The organism is Desulfogranum aggregans, assembly GCF_055398265.1.
The window spans coordinates 1,961,276-1,979,827 of record NZ_AP042447.1; the positions used below are offsets into that span (position 1 = coordinate 1,961,276).

An 18,552-nucleotide genomic window follows, 5' to 3' on the forward strand; every position below is an offset into this window, starting at 1 on the left:
TGGCTGCACGATGCCGCGCCCTTTTTCATTGACATATTAATGCGATATGTTCTGTTAGCCGGGATGGGGGCTGCAATACTTTCATAGAAATCTTAACTTTCACCAGGAAAAGGGTAGCGTAAGGTATGCAACAGACACAAACGGATGATTTGGTTGTGGTTGGCATCGGTGCATCAGCCGGAGGGCTTGAGGCACTGAAAGCACTGCTGCCCTCGCTTCCGACCACAGGTAATGTCGCCTATGTGGTGGTGCAGCACATGGACCCACAGCACCACAGCCTGCTCGCCTCGCTGCTGAAAAAGACCACCGACATGGCTGTTGTCGAAGTGGTAAACGATCTTGCCCTGGAGGCCGGAAAAATATTTACTACCCCTGCCGGCCACAATATTACGGTGCGAGATTCAAGGCTCCTCCTTTCCCAAACCAAGTCAGAAGGTGGTCCCACGCCCAATGTTGATCTTTTCTTCACCTCGCTTGCAAACCACTATAAAAAACGCAGTATTGGCATTATTCTTTCCGGCACCGGCAAGGATGGCGCCAGAGGCCTGCAAGCCATCAGGGCCGCCAACGGGATCACCCTGGTGCAGCAACCGGAGACTGCCAGATATGACGGCATGCCCAAGGCTGCTATTGGCCTGGGATGTGTTGACCTTGCCCTTTCCCCGGAAAAGCTCGGCCAGGAAATCGCCTCAATACTGGATACCGGTACCGTCAGCGAGCCCACCCGTGACAGCGAAATCAATCCTGGCGACCTGAACCGCCTGATTACGGCCATACAGGAGCATACCGGATACGACTTTTCCGACTACAAGGAAGCTACCCTGCAACGTCGGGTATGGCGGCGCATCGCTGTCCTCAAATTGAAAAATATAGCAGACTATCTCGCATACACCCACAAAACACCTGCTGAATACCAGGAACTGGTAAAGGATGTGCTGATATCGGTCACTGGTTTTTTTCGCGATCCAGAAGCCTTTGAGGCACTGGGTAAAGAGCTCAAGCGATTACTGGGATCAGAAAACAGGGAACCGCCCTTTCGGGTATGGATTCCCGGTTGTTCAACAGGAGAAGAGGCGTACTCCCTGGTCATCCTGTGCGCAGAAATCCTCGGGCAGGCCTTTTTCAATTTTGATCTCCAGTTCTACGCAACAGACATTGACGCGGAAAATATAGCCTATGCCCGCCAGGGCATATACCCGCTCTCCAGCCTCGAAGCCATCTCTTCTGAACGTATAAGCAAATACTTTACCCATGATGAGGGATTTTATCGGGTCATCAAGCCGCTCCGCGAACGCATTGTCTTTGCAAAACAAGACGTCATTCACGACCCGCCTTTCGCCCGCCTGCAGCTCATCGCCTGCCGCAACCTGCTCATCTACTTCAAGCCGGAACTCCAGATGAAGATCCTGGAGACCTTTCACTATGTCCTGAATGCCGATGGCCTCCTTTTTTTAGGAAAAAGCGAGTCAGCCTCCCAATGCAAGGGACTTTTTCTGCCGGTCTCCAAAAAGCATAAACTCTTCAAAAAAGAACAGGCTGCAGTTCGCTATCTCCCCCTTGAAAGGCGGAATTTTTACTCCACTTACCAGCACTCGCACCTTGGCAAAGCAAAGACGGAAAAAAGCAAACCCTCTTTTGGCGAAATCATCGACAGCGCCATCGCCAGTATGTTTTGTCCCTCTGCGGTACTGATCAACAACAAGACCGACCTGCTGTTTATTAAAGGAGAAGCAAGCAAATACTTCCAGCTCCGTGAAGGCAGCCTGGGAGCGAGTGTCATTGATCTGGTCAATCCGGAAATTCGCCCCGCTTTGCGTTCATCCATCATTCGCGCCCAACGTGAAGAGCGGGAAGTCAGCTGCAAACGCATACGCTACAACGACCCGGACGCCGGAAACAGGTACGTGGATATCCGGGTTCGCCCTCTGGAGGCCACAAAGGAACAGGGAGGGTTACTGGTTGCCACCTTTAGTGAAACAGCGGCGCCTGAGCTTGTCCAGGCGATAGAGGAAGCGGATATAGACGAGAAGGATAGACAACGTATAATTGAATTAGAACAAGAGCTTGCTGCTGCCTATGAACGATTGCAAACCACGGTGGAAGAGCTTGAGACGTCTAACCAGGAGTTACAGTCGCTTAATGAAGAGCTGCAATCCTCCAATGAGGAACTGCAGGCAACCAATGAAGAGTTTGAGACCAGCAACGAAGAGCTCCAGGCAACCAACGAGGAGCTGAACACGGTCAATCAGGAACTGCAGGTAAAATCACAGGAGCTCGGCGAAGCAAACGATGACCTGGAAAACGTGTTCCGCAGGCTCGATATCCCCCTGGTGGTGATCGACAAAGAGATGCGCATTCGACGCAGTACGCCTGCAGCAGCATTGATCTTTGACATCAGGCCAGGGGAAGAAGGGCAGGTGATCACCAACGTCGGCACCCGTTGCACCCTGCCGAATTTTCGCGAGCACCTTGATCAGGTGATAGCCACGGGAGAAGTCATCGAGTTGACCATCTCCGGTGCAACCAGGGTCTATAGCAGTAAATTCCATCCGTATCATGATGAAGCTGAGACCATCAGCGGAGCCATTCTCTCTTTTTATGACGTAACCTCGAGCCATAGGCGCCAGCAGGAATTTCAAGCACTGGCGGAAAACGCTCCTGACATAGTGGCTCGATTTGACCTGCAGTTGCGTCACCTGTATGTCAACGATGCCGTTGAAGAGTATGCGGGCCTGGAGAAAGAGGCGTTCATTGGCAAGACCAATCGCGAACTGGGCATGCCAAAGGATCTCTGCTCGCTATGGGAAGAGGAGATGCGCAAGCCGCTCCTTACCCAGCGTGAACATGACTTTGAGTTCACCTTTCCTTCTGTTGACGGAAAAACCAGCCATTTTCACGCTCGGATTGTGCCGGAATTCTCTGCCAATGGCGCCATATCCTCTCTGCTGCTGGTATCTCGCGATATCACCGAGGAACGAAAAAAACTCCTGGAACTCAACGACACCTTGAGCAGTATCAGCGACGGCTTCTTTTCCCTCGACCAGGACCTGCGTATCACCTATTTCAATCGGGCCGCGAGCATACTCTTGGATCGAAACCCTGAAGAGGTGCAGGGAGAAAAAATCTTCGATGTGTTTCCAGAGGCTGCAGGATCAATTTTTGAAAAAGAGTACCGAGCTGCCCTGCGCGACAAGCAACCTCGAAATTTCGAAACCCACTTTGAGGTTGAACCGTATGCGAACTGGTACAACGTCAGAGTGTTCCCGAAAAAAAACGGGATATCCGTCTATTTTCAGGTCACCACTGCCCAACATACAACCCTGCTGGAACTGGAACGAAACAAAAAAATTCTGCAGGCCATCATTGATAACATCCCGGTAATGATAACCACCTATGATCAGCACCACCATATCACTCTGGTCAACAAAGCCTTTGAGCACATTAGCGGGTGGACCCAGGAAGAGGTCAATACCGTTGACGTGATGGCACAATGCTACCCAGACCCTGAGCTGCGGAAAAAAGCAGCCCAATATATGGAAAAAGGGAGTACTGAATGGAAAGAGTTTCCCTTGACCAGTAAAAGTGGCACAACCGTGGATACAGTCTGGTCAAACGTAAAGCTCGATGACGGGTTCCGCATCGGCATAGGACTGGACATCTCAGAAAAAAAATTGATCGAGAAAAATCTGCGCGAACACCAAAACGTTGAGTCACTGGGGACCCTTGCCGGGGGGATTGCCCACGATTTCAATAATATTCTGGCGGTTATCCTTGGTAATGCAGAGATAGGCCTCGATGCTGTTGACGATTTCAACCCGGCCAAACGCTCCCTGGAAGCGATCATTCAATCAAGCAGGAATGCTGCTGAACTCGTCAAACAGATCTTAACCTTCTGCCGCAGGGAACAGATAAAAAAAGTGGAACTGGATACGCCGGCAGTGGTCAGGGAGGCACTCCATTTTACCCGCGCTACCATCCCAACCACTATCGAGATCAGTGAACGAATCAGCCCGGATTGCGGTCCAATTCTGGCGAACAAGACCTACATCCACCAGGTCCTGATCAACCTGTGCACCAATGCCGCCCACGCACTCACGGACGAAAAGGGAGAGATAGCGGTGGAGTTGCGCCAGGAACAGCTTGCTGAAAGGGATCTCGTCAATGAACCGACAATCGATCCCGGCTATTTTGCCGTCCTCACGGTGGAGGATACGGGGTGCGGCATGAGCAAGGAGACGATGGATCGAATTTTCGAGCCCTACTTCACGACCAAGGAGGTCGGCAAGGGCAGCGGAATGGGTCTTGCCGTTGTCCACGGTATCATCAAGCGAAGCGGCGGATTCATTCGGGTCAGCAGTACCGAGGGAAAAGGAACCCGGTTCAGGGTCTATTTCCCCATCATACCCAGTCGACAACACCAGCAGGCTGCTGGCGGAGAACAGCCACAGACCGGGCAGGCACCACCCAATACACACATCCTCTTTGTTGATGATGACGACGGGATAGTACAACTCAACCAACGCCTGCTCCATCACGCTGGATACGCGGTCACCGCAATCAGCGACAGCGAGCGCGCACTCCAACGCTTCCGCAAGACACCTGCTGCCTTTGATCTCATTATCACCGACCAGACAATGCCTCACCTCTCCGGTGCTGAACTGGCAAAGAAAGCGCTCGCCATCAGAGCGGATATACCGATCATTCTCTGTACGGGACACAGCGCCGTCATCGACGAAGAACAGGCAAAAGCCATCGGCATTAAGGCGTTTTTGATGAAGCCAACAGCCAGAGAAGAGCTCCTTGCCACCATACAGGAAGCGCTCGACCAGCAAAAGGAGGATTCCTTTTCTGATCAGTAGCGGACCAAGCGCCCGTGAGAACCCAGCCCCTGAGGCGTGGAATGTACTTATTCTTTGCCAAAAAACGGCAATCAATCGTGCACCGCAGGCGCACGCTGCCGCCCTGTGAGCGCGAACTATGGATCGCGTTTTTTCAACAAGGAATACGCCCCGATTCCCAAAACAAGGAGAACGGCCAGACCGGCCAGAACAAGCGGATCGACCCGGACAAGCCCTCTGCCGAGCACAATAAAGGGGACATTCACAATAAGGTTGGCCAACCAGCCAATAGCGAGATATTGTCGAAAGGGGAGATCAGCCATGGCCAGCATATAGTTTTTCAATGCATAGGGCAGCCCGGGAACGACCATTAAGGTAAAGCTGAGCCGTTTGCGTTTTTCCTCGGGAAGCTGTGGGATGGTTAGCGCATAACTTTGTAAAATCCGGACGAGCAGTGGTCGAAGCATCGAGTGAACGATACCGTATGTTGTCACGAGATGGAAAAACGTTACACCACTTGCCAGCACTATCCCCTTACCGATCCCAAACAGGACACCAATCAGCACAAGAAAAATACTGATCGGCAGACCAAGGAGCGGCAGCAGCGCCATCAGCAAAAGAAAGACATACCGATTGGCCTCTGCTTGCAGGTAAGCAGAGAGGGTGTCCAATGAGGCATCGGTAAAAAAGAGGAAATAAAAGACGGTCCCCGCAGCAGCCGATGCCATGAACAGCCCAGCAATTTTTTTACACCTCGGTTTACTCTTGCCCATCCTCTTGCTCAGTTCAATGTACTCCACATCCTATGCACGATTTGATGAACAATCATGGAGAAATGCTCTGCGCAAGGGCTGACGCCTTTTCCTGCAGCAGATCCCATTCAACCCGAATTCGTTGGATCAGTTCATCCAAGCTGTCGGTCTCGACCGCCTCTGCCCGTTGCTGCTGGAGCGTACGGGTATAGAGCTGTAAAAGCAGCTCGGTGCATTTTTCCCTGGAAAAATTGCGTGCGGTTTGGCTCGCCTGCGCTCTCCATTGGGCCATGGCATTCCGAGTCAGCACATCGGCTATGGCCGCTGCAAAGGCATCAACCGAGCAATCCGCAGGCAGCACCCGGCCGTTCTTTCCATCGTCAACAACGTCATTGACCCCGGAGGCGTGCAGAGCAATGACTGGTGTTCCGGCAGCCATGGCTTCCATGAGTACCAGCCCCTGGGTTTCTGATTTGGAGGCAAAAACAAAAATATCCATAGCGTTATAGCAGTCTGCCAGCTCATCACCTGCCAGGATTCCGGGCATGATCAGCCGCTCCTCAAGGCCGGCCCGGGCAAAAATCCTTTGAATCTCCTGTTCTGCATCTCCACCGCCTGCAACAACAAAAACAGCATCCGCTCGTTGTTGCATACAGCGTGCTACGGCCCTGGCCAGATAAGGAAGGTTTTTCTCGTGAGCAAGTCGGCCAACATGGCCAATTATGGTGCGCTCTCGGTCCAGTCCCCTGGCTTCTCTGAACCGGAGACCGTTGCCCTGCTGAAATGAATCAAGATCTATACCTGTCGGCAGCACCTCGACACCCGTGGTGACCCCTCTCTCCTGCAAGAGCTTTTGTATGCTTGTGCTCGGTGCAATCACCGTATCGCACAGGTTAGCGTACTCCGTGGCTAGGTGGGTCACAAACCGCTTCAATGCTGCAGAATCAAGGGGAACATAATGGGTGTACTCTTCGTAGCGTGTATGGTGGGTGAATACGATCGGCACGTTCAGGCGCTGGGCCGTACGCAGGGCCGTATCACCAAGCAGAAAAGGATGGTGACTGTGGATAATATCAGGCGCAAAGGCGTCGATATCATTATCCACCAGACCGGGAACCGGAACGCGTACCGAAAAGTCACTGCCGTTGAAATTCTGGATCGCCGTCACCCTGCGTACATGCTGCTCATCTTCCGGAGGGGCTTTTCCGTCAAACGTTGGAGCGACGACCATCACTGCGTGCCCCATTTTCCGCAGCTCCCTGGAAAAAGTAGCAACCGAGGTGGCCACACCGCCCACATGCGGAAGATAGGTATTGCTGAACATGCATATTTTCATGGTTGTACTCCTGGGTTCTTATACGCTGACGGGTTCCAACCTGCAGCGATACTCTGGCGGCGTCAGGTTTACTGCAGTATAACCGGGTATCTCCACCCGAATGTCGGGAAGCCCATTACCTGTTTCAGAAAACTCCACCCGGAGTTCTCGATTAACAACTTCCACCGTGAAACTGCCGTACGGGGTCCTGGTCGGTCCAAAAGAGATCCGGTGTCCGTGCTGCAGCCACTCCGGCCGTATGCCTCTTCCAATGATAACCTGTCCCGTTTCCTCAGCCACAAACATATTTCGCAGCAGCATCACATACTCGGCAGCAGCCCACCCGTGCTGCCCATCACCCATACAGCCTCCATGCGTAATGGGATGAATTGCCTCTGGCCACTGACCGGTGGGGGAAGCCAGATCAACCACACCGCTGAGCAATTGGTAAAATCTTGCATCGCCTGCCCGCAAATAGGATTGAGCCAGCATCAACGTCATGTAGATATTAATACCTGAGTGAATCATGTCTTGAAAAAAACACCCGCCATGGAGGCAGTTCTCCATAAGGAAATCAGCGGTCGCCAAAACCCGCTGTTCCCCCGGCTCCATAAGCTGGAGCGGATAGTCAACCGCAAGCGCGCCAATGGCCCCGGAATCCATACGTCGGTTGGGCGAAGTGGGAATGGCATGCAATTGCCGCTCTTCCATTACCCGTTCGATACTGCGAAAAATGCACTGACGCATTTCCGCTGCATATCGCCTGTAACTCGAGGCCTTGCGTGGAGCATCCGCTTCCTCCATCACTTGGGCGGCTGCCTCCAGGCCGGCAACAGCCCAGAAATCGTCCCAGTAGTAATAATCATTGGGGCCGAAATGCTCAGCACTGAAACCAGGCGGCAGAAGGCCATCATACTTCGCGTCGGCAGAGGAAACCCTCTTGCGGTTGATCCATTCTGCACCCTTGCTGATGGCATCCAGCCACTGCTGGGGCAACTCGCCGCCATACAGCTGCCGGTAACGATTATACAGCCACAGTACCTGGCCGTTGGCATCCCACTCACCCTCCTGGGAATGAAAAAAGCCGTCCCTGTCCTGCAGCTGGGCAAAATGATCGATTTGCCGAAAACCTCTCTCCTGGAATCCTACGGCCAGCATGGGATGAAGCATCAGGCAGGCATCCCGAAACCAGAACCGGTTATAGGTATATGGGCCGGGGACGATAGCATCAGCAGCCAGATGAATCAGGGTGCGAATGGCTGTATCGTAAAGGAACTGGATATTATCATCAGGAATGACCAGGCGGGCAGAGGGTGCGACGGCCTCCTTCCACTCTGAACAGGGGGCGGCTTTAATCCTGGAAACCGGCTGGGCAAGAGGAACTCGGACTCGCACCCTTTTCTCGTTGCCGTGTTCGCCAGCGGCAAAAAAAGCCGCTGCCGATGCCATTCCGATCCGGGACTCCACCTGCTGAACGCTTTGCTCGTCCGGTAAGCGGTGACTTATATCGCCATCGCGATAATTGGCAAAAAGAAGCTTTTCCGCAGGTTCACTGAACACGACCTCCTGCGCCTTGTTTACCAGCCATCCACTGTTCCTGCCGACCCCTTCGACCGACTCAATAAACTGAACCCCCTCGGGGTTATATGGCCGCAGAGCAACAACAAGCCATCCACCTGGAGGAGCTGCGGCAACCGCTGCAGAAATGTTGACCACTGCCTGCTCCCCGGTTCGTTCCAGGTTCACAGTGGTCTCAAGGCACATGCCTTCTGCCTGGCACCGGGTTGTAACGGTACGGTTTTCGTCGTCGACCAGGCGTTGGTCCACCTGCTCCAGCCTAGAGGGAAAAACCGTTTTCCCGTCGCGGCCGTAAAACCAGCAATCAATTGACCAGCCATCTTGTAATGGGGTCACCAGACCGCGTGGATCAACGATGGGATAGAGAGCGATATCGGGCAACCCGACCGCGGTCCAGTTACGATGAGTGAGGTTGACATGGGAAAAGGAAAACGCTCTGGGGATAAACGAAGGATCGCTTGGATTAAACTGCCTGACAGTCCAATAGGGCCAGACCCAGTCCAGATTATGTTGGATGGCTTTGGTATTCAGCAACCCGCGAGCATGAAAGACCATCCCAGCTCGGAGCAGTTCTATAGGCTCCTGAACCTCCGAAGGTTGCGCAAAACTACGCAGTCGAGCCAAAAAGGTAACCGGATCGAGAAAACCATATTTTCTTGCAGCTCGATTGAGCAGGAACTTCCAGGGAAAAAATCGAAAAATCATAGATCACCGTTTATTCACCATCATCTCGGACTCGAATCCTGCCCCAGAGAGTCACCCCCGTAAACAGCGGGCCCCCTCCATCAGCAACACGTGCCCCCCGGCTGTCCGATGCAACCGGAATTATCCTCTATTTTCGGAAAAAACCTCTGCACCGGGCAACCCAGCCACCGCTCTGCCATCGTGCTTGGCATGTACTCGCCCTCTCTCCACATCCCCTCTCCCCCAAGGTACCGGAAAAGTTTATCCCAGCCCCATGCACCAATCATGCTAACCGGCACCAAGATTGCAATGATTCGTTGAAAGCGCGGGCACCCAATAGAGGAAGTGCAGGAGCGCATTGTAGCTCAGCGGCTGCGTTGAGGGGTTAGTACAGGAAGGCATCCCGCAAAGCATTCACGGCAGTCTCAGGTATGTCGTGTTCTTTCATAACCTGTTTGAGCTGCTCAAAGTGCTCTTCTTTTCTGATCAATGACTTTTCTTCGTCGAGCCCTTCTTGAATAAAACCAACGACAACCTCTTCTACTTCGACATCTTTTGCCTCAGCAAGGACGTGTAATTTGTTAAATACATCAGATGCAACAGTAATTTCCATTGTATGCTTTTTATCAGAAACATTATGTTGTGCAGTTTTCATTTTACCTCCTGCTGTTTTTAGAACAATTGACCCGTTATAGGTTTTCACCCCATCCTGGTCATGAAAAATTTAATGAATAATCTCTTCAAATTTTCCATGCCCCCATTTTTATGAAAACACAGGCAAAATATTTCTACATAACCGCATGTACCTCTTGTGGACATGCATTCACCAACCTTTATACAAGGAGATGTAATGGCAACTAAATCAGAGATTTATAAATGTGAAGCTTGCGGCAATATCGTTATGGTTCTTCATGGCGGCGATGGCGACCTGGTCTGCTGCGGAGAGGACATGGTGTTACTCACGGAGAATACGGTCGACGCTGCCACGGAAAAGCACGTTCCTGTTATCGAAAAAGTCTCCAACGGATACAAAGTTACCGTAGGGAGCACCCCTCACCCCATGGAAGAGAAACATTATATTGAGTGGATTGAGCTTGTTGCCGACGGCATAAGCTACTACCAGTTTCTCCAGCCAGGAGCAGCCCCTGAGGCCTTTTTCTGCCTTGAAGCAACCGATGTCTCGGCCCGGGAGTACTGTAATATTCATGGGCTGTGGAAGGCATAGCGACTTCCGCTTCCTGTTTCCCTTTTCTGCCATGGAGGAACCGCAACGCACTGTCCCTTGGGTACGGTGCGTTGCTCCTGTTCTCCGTGCAAGGCCCTCTCCAGCACCAACTCCTGGTTGGGTGCGCTCACGACGATCAGCAGCAGGTCTCCATCTGATAGTGCTTGCCGTCGACATTGACAAAATGTATACCGTCTAGCTTTGGCAACCCGGCTATTTTCCAGGCTTTCATCGGATTGATAAACTCGTTGTTCATACATTGTTTCGGCTGGTCCACATGCTTGCACACATAATTGAGCATGGGAAAGGCCTCGTACTGGCGGTAGTACTTTCGTATAAACTCAATAATTTCTATCTGTTCTGTCGAAAGTTCATCGATATCAAGCCGTCGGGCAATAGCCCTTGCCACATCATGGCTCCAGTCATCCTGGTTGACGAGAAAATCTTCCTCATCCAGAACAATTGTTTTTCCGGCTACAGGTAATTCAGGCATAATGGACTCCTTGTTCAATTCATGGTTTACCCTCATTTTTGCAAAAGGCATACCATGAGCGCGGGGAGTACAGCGAAACCGAGGAATGAAAACGGCGGGGGGCTACTCCGGCTAGGAGGAGGACTGGCGTGCAGGAAGGTTGTATTTTTTCAACAGATCATAGAGGCGTGATCGGGAAAGATCGGCAATCTGGCAGCATTGCTTTATATCGCCGCCGGTCAGGGCGAGCACTTTCTGCAGGTATCTTTCCTCCTGGTAGGCAATGGCCTGTTCGCGCGCTTGCTTTAGGGTCGGCACGGCCTGCCCTGATTCTTCAGCCGAAAAATCGTCGGGAACGTGACGATCTGCAGCTTTACTTTGCTGCAGTTTTTTTTGGGCGACCTGCACCCGAATACCGGGAGGCAGATGAATCGGATACAACACCGTACTTTCCCGCGCATCGACGATCGATCGTTCTATGGCCTGGAAAAGTTCCCGTACGTTTCCAGGCCACTCGTACTGGGTAAGCACCAGGAGAAAGTCCGGGGAGAATTTTTTTTTCTTCAATTTCTCCCGCTTACAGAACTTATCACGGCAGTAGTAGGCAAGCTCGGCAATATCCGCAACCCGGGTCCTCAACGCAGGGAGTTCCAGATGAAAGGTCTTTAAGCGAAAAAGCAGATCCTCTCTGAACTCGCCCGCCTCTGTCATAGCGTGCAGATCTTTGTTGGTTGCAGCTATCAGCCTGAAATTGATTTTTCTTTCCGTGGTTGCCCCAACCGGAAGATAGGTGCGTTCCTGAACAATACGAAGAAATTTTTTCTGGATATCAATTGGCAGCTCTCCTATTTCGTCAAGAAACAGGGTGCCGCGGTCAGATTGCGGGATAAGGCCGGGCTGCTGTTTATCGGCTCCGGTAAACGAGCCTTTGGCATGGCCGAAAAGAATGGATTCTGCCAAAGAGGGGGGCAGTGCGGCGCAATCGACTATGGCGAAGTTGTTTTCCGAGCGGGAGCTCAGGTTATGAATGGTGGCCGCAAAAAGTTCCTTGCCAGTCCCTGATTCCCCGGCTATCAACACGTTTGCATCAGACTCTGCAATGCGCACAGTCAGGTCGATACAGTTTTGCATTATCTTGCTGCTGCCGATAATGCCGCTGCTCCTTAGCTCGGCCCGTACGCCCTGCAGGCGCTTCTCGAGGTCTTCAACTTTGTTCTTTCGATAGCGCAGCGCCCGGCGGACAATTTTCGGCAAGATATCCGCCGGCGATGAATCGATAATATACTCCCACACCCCTGCCTTGAGTGCTTTTTCCGCCTCTAGGGGATCGCCGTCTATGGTGAAGATAATAATTTCAGGACTGTCCAGGCCTGCCTGCAGATCAGGAATTATCTCACTGGCAAGCCCATCGGAAAGGCGATCCCGCAAAAGCACGACGTCGTAGCCGTCTTCCCTGTTTTTCCCTACACCTTCCTGGAGCGTAGATGCGCAAACAATGCGGCCTGCACTGTCAGAGAGATTGTCCTCCAGTAGGGCCCGCAGCTTCGGGTCGCTGTCGATAAGCAGGAGGGCTGGATGTGACGGGGTGGTGGTCATAAAACCGACAACTCGAGTGAGTGAAAGGGTATGAAATCGATAAAACAGTGTTTCCCCATAACCGCTCTATTTAACCATACAATTTAACAAAAACACAACAAAATCAGGAGGAGAAGGTCATGTGCGCCGGCGCGTTATCCATCACCAGACGGTGAGCGCTGCCATACCGCGCCCTGGACTGAGATGGCGGGTGTTTTCCTTTGCTTGACATGCCGGAGCAGATTTTATAAGTATCTGCACTATAGTGGCCTGCCGGCAGCGCACATAGGTGTGCGGGCACACCCGTCAATAAGAAGGAAGGCCCTCGAAAAACTCCTTTTGTCTCTAATCAAGAACGATTCCTGCATGCAACAAGGTATCTAGGCAAAGCACGTTTTCTTGTACAATCGAGGTCTACGAAATACAGTTCGCACCATCTACACAGAGTAAAAAATTGGTCACTACCTACGGGGTGGTAACTCCGCAGTATCGTTATCCTCCGAACCGTAACTGTCCTCCACAGGAACCGCCCTTACACCCGCAGATTCCGCATGCATGCACTGTCAATATTGATTGTAGAAAAACATAGCGATGACATCATCCTGATAAGAAAGTGCCTGGAACAAAAACAGGCCGACAGCGATGCAATCGAGGAGGCTGGCACGTTGCAGAGTGCGCTGGCCCTTCTGGACCATTATGATTTTGATGTGGTGCTCACTAACCTTTTCTTGCCAGACTCTCAAGGGCTGGACACTGTTCGCCGATTAAGCAAGGCTTCGCCCCATTCGGCAATCATCGTTATTACCGATCGGGAAGATGAGGCACTGGCTCTTCAGTGCGTACGATTTGGCGCCCAGGACTATATCGAACGGCAGAATCTCTCGCCCTCCTCACTCGGCAAGTCTATCGCTCACTCCATCGAACGAAGAGGTATTCTGCAGAGTAAAGAAGACCTGCTCAATGACCTCACCTCAGCTCTGGAGCAAATCAACAAACTGGAAACGATCCTCGCCTTATGCGTGGGATGCAGAAAAATAGAGAGTGACGATAAGGGGTGGATGGATATCGATGAATATTATCAGGAAATAATTCAGTCTCATCAGGGAAGAAAGCTTTGTCCGGAATGTCGGGCAACCTTTACCGCACAATTCACTCCAACCAAGAAAAATGAACGATAATCAGGCACACCGCCCACTGCAGGGTAATCGTCTGTGCACGATCAGGTAAGTATCCGGCCGTCATGCTGCAGCAATCTGCCACTTTGCTCCAAAGTAAAGGCCTGGATAATGCTTCTCATTCCAGCAACGCTTTGTTGCGGCGAAATGCCCTCTGTTCCCCCCATACGGCTCATCACCCGGCCGGGATGAAAGAGCAGCACCCCGATTTTTCGCCGCTTCAAGGCCTTGACCTGGCCTTGCATTGCCACATTGAGCGCAGCCTTGCTTGAATGGTAATATATCGCATCCACCTGATCAAGGCCATCGCAGCCCGCTGTTGCACAGCTCAAGACCACCACCAGTCGGACCTGACTGCTTTGTTCGATATTGTCTAACAGGGCCTGGGTTACCCGGACAGTCCCCATGGTATTGGTCTCAAAGGTGCGATACCAGAGATCGTACTGGAAACAATCCGTGCCAGCGTGACCGCTCTTGAAGCGTACGCCGGCATTGTTGATCAATACATTGATAGGGATGTTGTTCAGTTCCCGGATGACACTGCTGATGTCCTCGCTTTTGGTTATATCAAGACGCAACAGGCGAACTTCACTGTAAATCTGGGCAAGGCGGAGTAGCTCTTCTGCTTCAGCCGGTCGACGACAGGTCGCATATACCCGCCACCCGTCCTCCAGGTACTGGCGAACAAACTCAAGCCCCAACCCTCGATTACTTCCGGTGATAAGAACTCTGTTCAAAATATTGCTCCATCCCGCTTCATTCCTGGTATATACAGCACATCGTGCCATACTCCGCAATGCCCGCGCCATTTGGTGCTTGCCCAAAGGGAGCAAGCCATGATGCAGGGAGGCAAAGTGTCCGATTGTTCCTCCTGCAGGTTCTTCAAGTACATGCAACTCTTCACCATCAGGTCACCCGTTTTAGGCATTGTCCGCAGGTTTTTCGGTTGTTTCGTCCTGGCCGAGAGGAATGACAAACAGGGGCACAGGACAGTGCCTGATGGTCGATTCGGCTACGGAACCGATGAGCAGGCGATCAACACCGCTTCGCCCATGGGTTGCCATAACAACCACATCGATGTTTTTCTCTTCGACAAAATCGAGAATCACATCACGCGGATGACCGACTACAACATGGGATTCAGCATCCATACCTTCGGGCACCTGCTGCCTGGCAACAGCAGCCAGGCTTTTTTTCGCTGTTTTCACCAACTCATGCTCGTAGAGTCCAACGTCAAAAGTCGGTACCACTTCCACAGCTGAAACAGATTCGGGAAATATCGGTATGGGTGTTACCGCGTGCAGCACATATATTTTTGCCTGAAACCGCTCTGCCAGGGTGACAACGGCATCAATAATTTTCTGTGACGGGGTATAGCTCTCGGTCGGCCAAAGAATAGCTCTGATTTCCATGCTTAAACACTCCCTGCTGCAGGTAAGATAGCGTAGTCAAGTGCTGCGCCCGGTAAACGATGCGCGTCAAAGAGGACTACACGGTCTACATGTACACTCAACGGCGACTGTCAGCCGTGCATGTTTTTTCGATCTCCGATACCTTTCTTCCCCTGGTCCGGCGCTTTCTGCCTTGTTTTCTCTGTTCGCTGTTTTGCTTTTCCTCCACAATCGCATCAATCTGCTCAAATGTGGCTTGTAATATTTCCTTGGCGCTAGCTGTCGACATTGATCTCCTCGTGTGGGTTGGTTGATCGGTCTGTATACCTGTAATTGTCTCTTCAAATAGCATGCCAGGCCCAGCCGCCATGCCATCCTGAAAGCCAATGCCCTTTGTGCAGCCTGCCCCTCCCACCTGTTGCCATCTATGGCATGCGTGACTGGAACAATATTTGAATCGTAGTCTCCAAACGCTTCGGGGATATTCCCCCAGTTCAGGGAAACGAACCTACCCTGGGAAGAGGAGAAAGAGAAATGGGCTATCAACTGGAGAAGGGAAAAAACATAGAGGATGCCGTTCACAGCGTCGCAGAAGAGCAGGTAAAAAAAGCGATCGATGAATTACGCGACTCGGCATTGGACCCTCACCCCACAGTCCACCAGGTCCGGAAACGGTGCAAAAAGCTGCGAGGGCTGATACGGCTCATCCGCCCTGCGTTTGATGCTTACCGACAAGAGAATGTATTCCTGCGTGATGCCGCACGCGAGCTTTCCTCTATACGCGACGCCCAGTCGATCATCGAATCCGTTGACAGCCTGCAGACCTATTATGCCGGACAGGTGGATGAACACGTCTTCCACCAACTGCGGCAAGAGCTTGTCGCTCGTCGACAACGTATTACGGACGATCAGGAAGATATGGCTCAGCGACTGGAAATTTTCCTGGGAAAGATGCATAAACTGGAGCATCGAATAGAGGAATGGCAGGTAAACGAGGAGGGGTATGCCGCGGTTGCCGATGGCCTGCGCAAGACCTTTCGCAGGGGAAGGAAAGATTTTTCCCGTACCTACCTTTCTCCATCGACAGAGCGTTTCCATGAATGGCGCAAACGGGTTAAATACCACTGGTATCACCTGCGCCTGCTCCAAGGCATCTGGCCGGAAATGCTTACCGTACAGGAAGAAACCGCTGACAAGCTTGCCGATGCTCTTGGAGACGACCATGACCTGGATGTACTGTTGACGACCGTGCTGGCCACCCCGGATGCATTCGGTGATGACCGACAGCGCCAGGTGCTGTACGGACTTATCGACCGCCGACGCCACAGCCTGCGCACAGATGCCAGGCTTCTCGGCACCTATCTGTTTGCGGAAAAACCCGGTTCCCTGGTTCGGCGGTTTGGGACGTATTGGGAGATGTGGCAAAAACAATAACCAGTGAATGGCCCTGTTGAACCATTCTTTTCTAAAAAATCAGCTGTTATTGGGCCAGCGCAGCGCTGGCAGAACGGAAAAAATGAGGCAGGGAATAAAAACATCACGCGCCCTCCCAACTGCGGGAGGGCGCCTCAACTGTTTACAGGTAACGTATGATCAACGGCCATTCATAGGCGGTAATGCATGCCGGATACCTCCCTGTTTAGAACCGGTCTACTCTCCGGCTTTCCCTGCTGCCGAAGCGGCCTCCTCCTTACTGGTGTTAAAGGCATCAACAGCGTTTTCATAGGTCGCAGCAAACCCCTCTTTGACCTCGTGCCATGCTTTATCCGAACTATATTTCATACTTCCATACCATTCGGAAAGCTCATTTCGCTGCTGCTGTAACTGCTTGACCGATGCCCTGTACTTTTCTCGGGAGGAATCTTTCATTGCCGCCCACTGTTCGTCCATTGTTCCCTCCCAGGCCTCCACCTGTTCATCAAAGGATGCCATCAACTCTTTGGCTTTGGCCAGAGCAGCATCTTTCTGGGCGTTACTGTATTCGCCTATGGCGGCAACAGCTTCTTCTATCTCTTTTTTGGTTTCTTTTTTGCTTGTTTCCGCCAGTGCGGTGCATGAGGAAAAAAAGATAAAAAGAACAACAAGATAAAGCATCCTGAGGTAGATAGAACGATTGTTTGTATACATTGATTGCCTCCGATGTATGTGGTGATAAAAGTTTTTTAATAAAAAAACAAAATGTTAAGGCACTACGCCTCCTATCGCATCCTTCTTTTTCTCGCGGTCCCTGCTACCAGGGAAATGACGAACAAGACGATGAAAAGAAAAAATAAAATTTTGGCTATACCAGCCGCAGCGCCTGCAATACCGGTGAAGCCAAGTGCTGCGGCAACCACCGCCACAACGAGAAACAGCAGTGTCCATGTCAACATACGACCTCCGTTTACGTGATGATGAGCGCTAAAGCTACCCTGACAAGAGCGCAAGGACTTCACCCGTTCATCTGTGGACACAGGTTGTCCATATCCGCAGGAACCAGTCCCGAAAAGGCGGACAGGATCTACGCCCTGGTTTACCTAAAACTGCTTTCCCTGGATATGCTTTTTCAACTGGGCGATTTCCAGCCCCAATGCAACGCACTGTTTTCCCTCCATGCAATCGTCTGCATCGGGGACTTCCAGGTGGTGCTTGAGTTCGTGATCATCTTTCTTCAGGTCGACGACCCATGCATTTTTTTCCTGGTCAAATGCAACGTTGACATCAATTCCGCATTCACCGATTTCAGGGTACATAGAAATAATCTGACGACATAATTCATCTTTATCGTGCATCATCCACCTCTCTCTTTCTCTTTATCTGACGTTCGCTTCACTTCATGCGGCATTGTATAGAGCCGAGTAGAAGATGTGCCGAGTTTGGAGAAACTCGATCCATGCTCACGCTTCTACGAAAGAACTTACAAAAAGTATACCATTCACGGCGTAGACCAACGCCTGAACAAAACGACGTGGCCTGCCACCATGCCTGGGAAACGTCTGGGCACATTATTTGCTGGATATGGTGTAGGTGTACCCTCAATCTACGGTTGAAGGTTGAGCGACACTGGAGCGACATCGCCTGCTCTCGGACCTGTAGGTACATGATGATGGTTGAGCAAGTGAACGACCCCGTGAGTACGCCACTACCGCAAATCAACATACGGAGCATGATATGGAACGTCAAAAAGTAATGGAAGAATCGTTTCAACGGGCACATCGGGATTTCATCTCCAGCCTCTCTGAGACTATCGATCTGCTGGAAAAAGATATAGGTGAAGCCGCAGAGATGCAGCAAATATGCACTGACGAGTGGTGTAAGGCGACAGAGCATTATCTTGATGAATTGGGAAAATCCATCTTCTCCATCAGCGAGCCTCGTTGGCTGGGAGAGGAAGATTCAAACAAAATAAAAGAGCTGCGCAAGCGCCTGCATGACCTGTACGCCCAGTTCAAAAACGCAAAATCTGCATAGTTCGTCGTTGTTGTTCCGTTCCTGGCTGCAAATCAACCGGATAGGGGCATGAAGCGCTAACAGTTCCAATTGATACGTGCCCTCTCCTTATCCAACC

17 protein-coding genes are annotated in these 18,552 nt (G+C 51.7%); 5 read left to right on the forward strand and 12 right to left on the reverse strand.

Annotated elements, in window-relative coordinates:
• The first annotated feature begins 125 nt into the window (after nt 1-125).
• The gene (locus ACZ52Z_RS08895; protein WP_464270381.1) at nt 126-4,859 is read left to right on the forward strand and encodes a chemotaxis protein CheB; all 4,734 of its coding nucleotides are present in this window, start codon (nt 126-128) and stop codon (nt 4,857-4,859) included.
• A 116-nt stretch (nt 4,860-4,975) separates the two neighbouring features.
• Here ACZ52Z_RS08895 and ACZ52Z_RS08900 read toward each other — a convergent pair whose 3' ends face one another.
• From ACZ52Z_RS08900 to ACZ52Z_RS08915, 4 genes are all read right to left on the reverse strand, one after another.
• Entirely contained in the window at nt 4,976-5,611 is a 636-nt protein-coding gene (locus tag ACZ52Z_RS08900) for a VTT domain-containing protein (RefSeq protein WP_464270382.1), read from the reverse strand.
• A gap of 52 nt (nt 5,612-5,663) precedes the next feature.
• Nucleotides 5,664-6,926 (reverse strand): glycosyltransferase, encoded by a 1,263-nt coding sequence (locus ACZ52Z_RS08905; protein ID WP_464270383.1) that lies wholly within the window; start codon nt 6,924-6,926, stop codon nt 5,664-5,666.
• An 18-nt stretch (nt 6,927-6,944) separates the two neighbouring features.
• Nucleotides 6,945-9,188: a hypothetical protein gene (locus ACZ52Z_RS08910; RefSeq protein WP_464270384.1), complete on the reverse strand. Its 2,244-nt coding sequence runs from the start codon at nt 9,186-9,188 to the stop codon at nt 6,945-6,947.
• Nucleotides 9,189-9,552: 364 nt separating this feature from the next.
• Nucleotides 9,553-9,822 (reverse strand): hypothetical protein, encoded by a 270-nt coding sequence (locus tag ACZ52Z_RS08915; RefSeq protein ID WP_464270385.1) that lies wholly within the window; start codon nt 9,820-9,822, stop codon nt 9,553-9,555.
• 195 nt (nt 9,823-10,017) lie between these two features.
• On the opposite strand from ACZ52Z_RS08915, the gene ACZ52Z_RS08920 reads away from it, so the two are divergent.
• Complete coding sequence (locus ACZ52Z_RS08920; RefSeq protein ID WP_464270386.1) at nt 10,018-10,392, forward strand: desulfoferrodoxin; 375 nt, start codon at nt 10,018-10,020, stop codon at nt 10,390-10,392.
• 136 nt (nt 10,393-10,528) lie between these two features.
• Here ACZ52Z_RS08920 and ACZ52Z_RS08925 read toward each other — a convergent pair whose 3' ends face one another.
• Both ACZ52Z_RS08925 and ACZ52Z_RS08930 read right to left on the reverse strand, forming a co-directional pair.
• Entirely contained in the window at nt 10,529-10,885 is a 357-nt protein-coding gene (locus ACZ52Z_RS08925) for a TusE/DsrC/DsvC family sulfur relay protein (protein WP_464270387.1), read from the reverse strand.
• A 111-nt stretch (nt 10,886-10,996) separates the two neighbouring features.
• Complete coding sequence (locus tag ACZ52Z_RS08930) at nt 10,997-12,460, reverse strand: sigma-54-dependent transcriptional regulator (protein ID WP_464270388.1); 1,464 nt, start codon at nt 12,458-12,460, stop codon at nt 10,997-10,999.
• A 530-nt stretch (nt 12,461-12,990) separates the two neighbouring features.
• Here ACZ52Z_RS08930 and ACZ52Z_RS08935 point away from each other — a divergent pair.
• Entirely contained in the window at nt 12,991-13,617 is a 627-nt protein-coding gene (locus tag ACZ52Z_RS08935; protein ID WP_464270389.1) for a response regulator, read from the forward strand.
• Between the two features lie 41 nt (nt 13,618-13,658).
• On the opposite strand, the gene ACZ52Z_RS08940 is transcribed toward ACZ52Z_RS08935, so the two are convergent.
• The 3 genes from ACZ52Z_RS08940 to ACZ52Z_RS08950 form a co-directional block, all read right to left on the reverse strand.
• Entirely contained in the window at nt 13,659-14,351 is a 693-nt protein-coding gene (locus tag ACZ52Z_RS08940; RefSeq protein ID WP_464270390.1) for an SDR family oxidoreductase, read from the reverse strand.
• Nucleotides 14,352-14,534: 183 nt separating this feature from the next.
• Nucleotides 14,535-15,026 (reverse strand): universal stress protein, encoded by a 492-nt coding sequence (locus ACZ52Z_RS08945; protein ID WP_464270391.1) that lies wholly within the window; start codon nt 15,024-15,026, stop codon nt 14,535-14,537.
• Between the two features lie 97 nt (nt 15,027-15,123).
• Nucleotides 15,124-15,294 (reverse strand): hypothetical protein, encoded by a 171-nt coding sequence (locus ACZ52Z_RS08950; RefSeq protein ID WP_464270392.1) that lies wholly within the window; start codon nt 15,292-15,294, stop codon nt 15,124-15,126.
• Between the two features lie 245 nt (nt 15,295-15,539).
• Here ACZ52Z_RS08950 and ACZ52Z_RS08955 point away from each other — a divergent pair, with 245 nt between their 5' ends.
• On the forward strand, nt 15,540-16,439 hold the full coding sequence (locus ACZ52Z_RS08955; protein WP_464270393.1) for a CHAD domain-containing protein: 900 nt from the start codon (nt 15,540-15,542) through the stop codon (nt 16,437-16,439).
• 216 nt (nt 16,440-16,655) lie between these two features.
• Here the strand turns inward: ACZ52Z_RS08955 and ACZ52Z_RS08960 are convergent, their stop codons facing one another.
• From ACZ52Z_RS08960 to ACZ52Z_RS08970, 3 genes are all read right to left on the reverse strand, one after another.
• Nucleotides 16,656-17,132 (reverse strand): sll1863 family stress response protein, encoded by a 477-nt coding sequence (locus tag ACZ52Z_RS08960; RefSeq protein ID WP_464270394.1) that lies wholly within the window; start codon nt 17,130-17,132, stop codon nt 16,656-16,658.
• Between the two features lie 71 nt (nt 17,133-17,203).
• Nucleotides 17,204-17,377 carry a DUF1328 family protein gene (locus ACZ52Z_RS08965; RefSeq protein ID WP_205223806.1) on the reverse strand — a complete coding sequence of 58 codons (174 nt, stop codon included), beginning with the start codon at nt 17,375-17,377 and terminating at the stop codon, nt 17,204-17,206.
• Between the two features lie 144 nt (nt 17,378-17,521).
• Nucleotides 17,522-17,779 (reverse strand): hypothetical protein, encoded by a 258-nt coding sequence (locus ACZ52Z_RS08970; RefSeq protein ID WP_464270395.1) that lies wholly within the window; start codon nt 17,777-17,779, stop codon nt 17,522-17,524.
• Nucleotides 17,780-18,155: 376 nt separating this feature from the next.
• On the opposite strand from ACZ52Z_RS08970, the gene ACZ52Z_RS08975 reads away from it, so the two are divergent.
• Nucleotides 18,156-18,455: a hypothetical protein gene (locus tag ACZ52Z_RS08975; protein ID WP_464270396.1), complete on the forward strand. Its 300-nt coding sequence runs from the start codon at nt 18,156-18,158 to the stop codon at nt 18,453-18,455.
• The last annotated feature ends 97 nt before the right edge of the window (nt 18,456-18,552 follow it).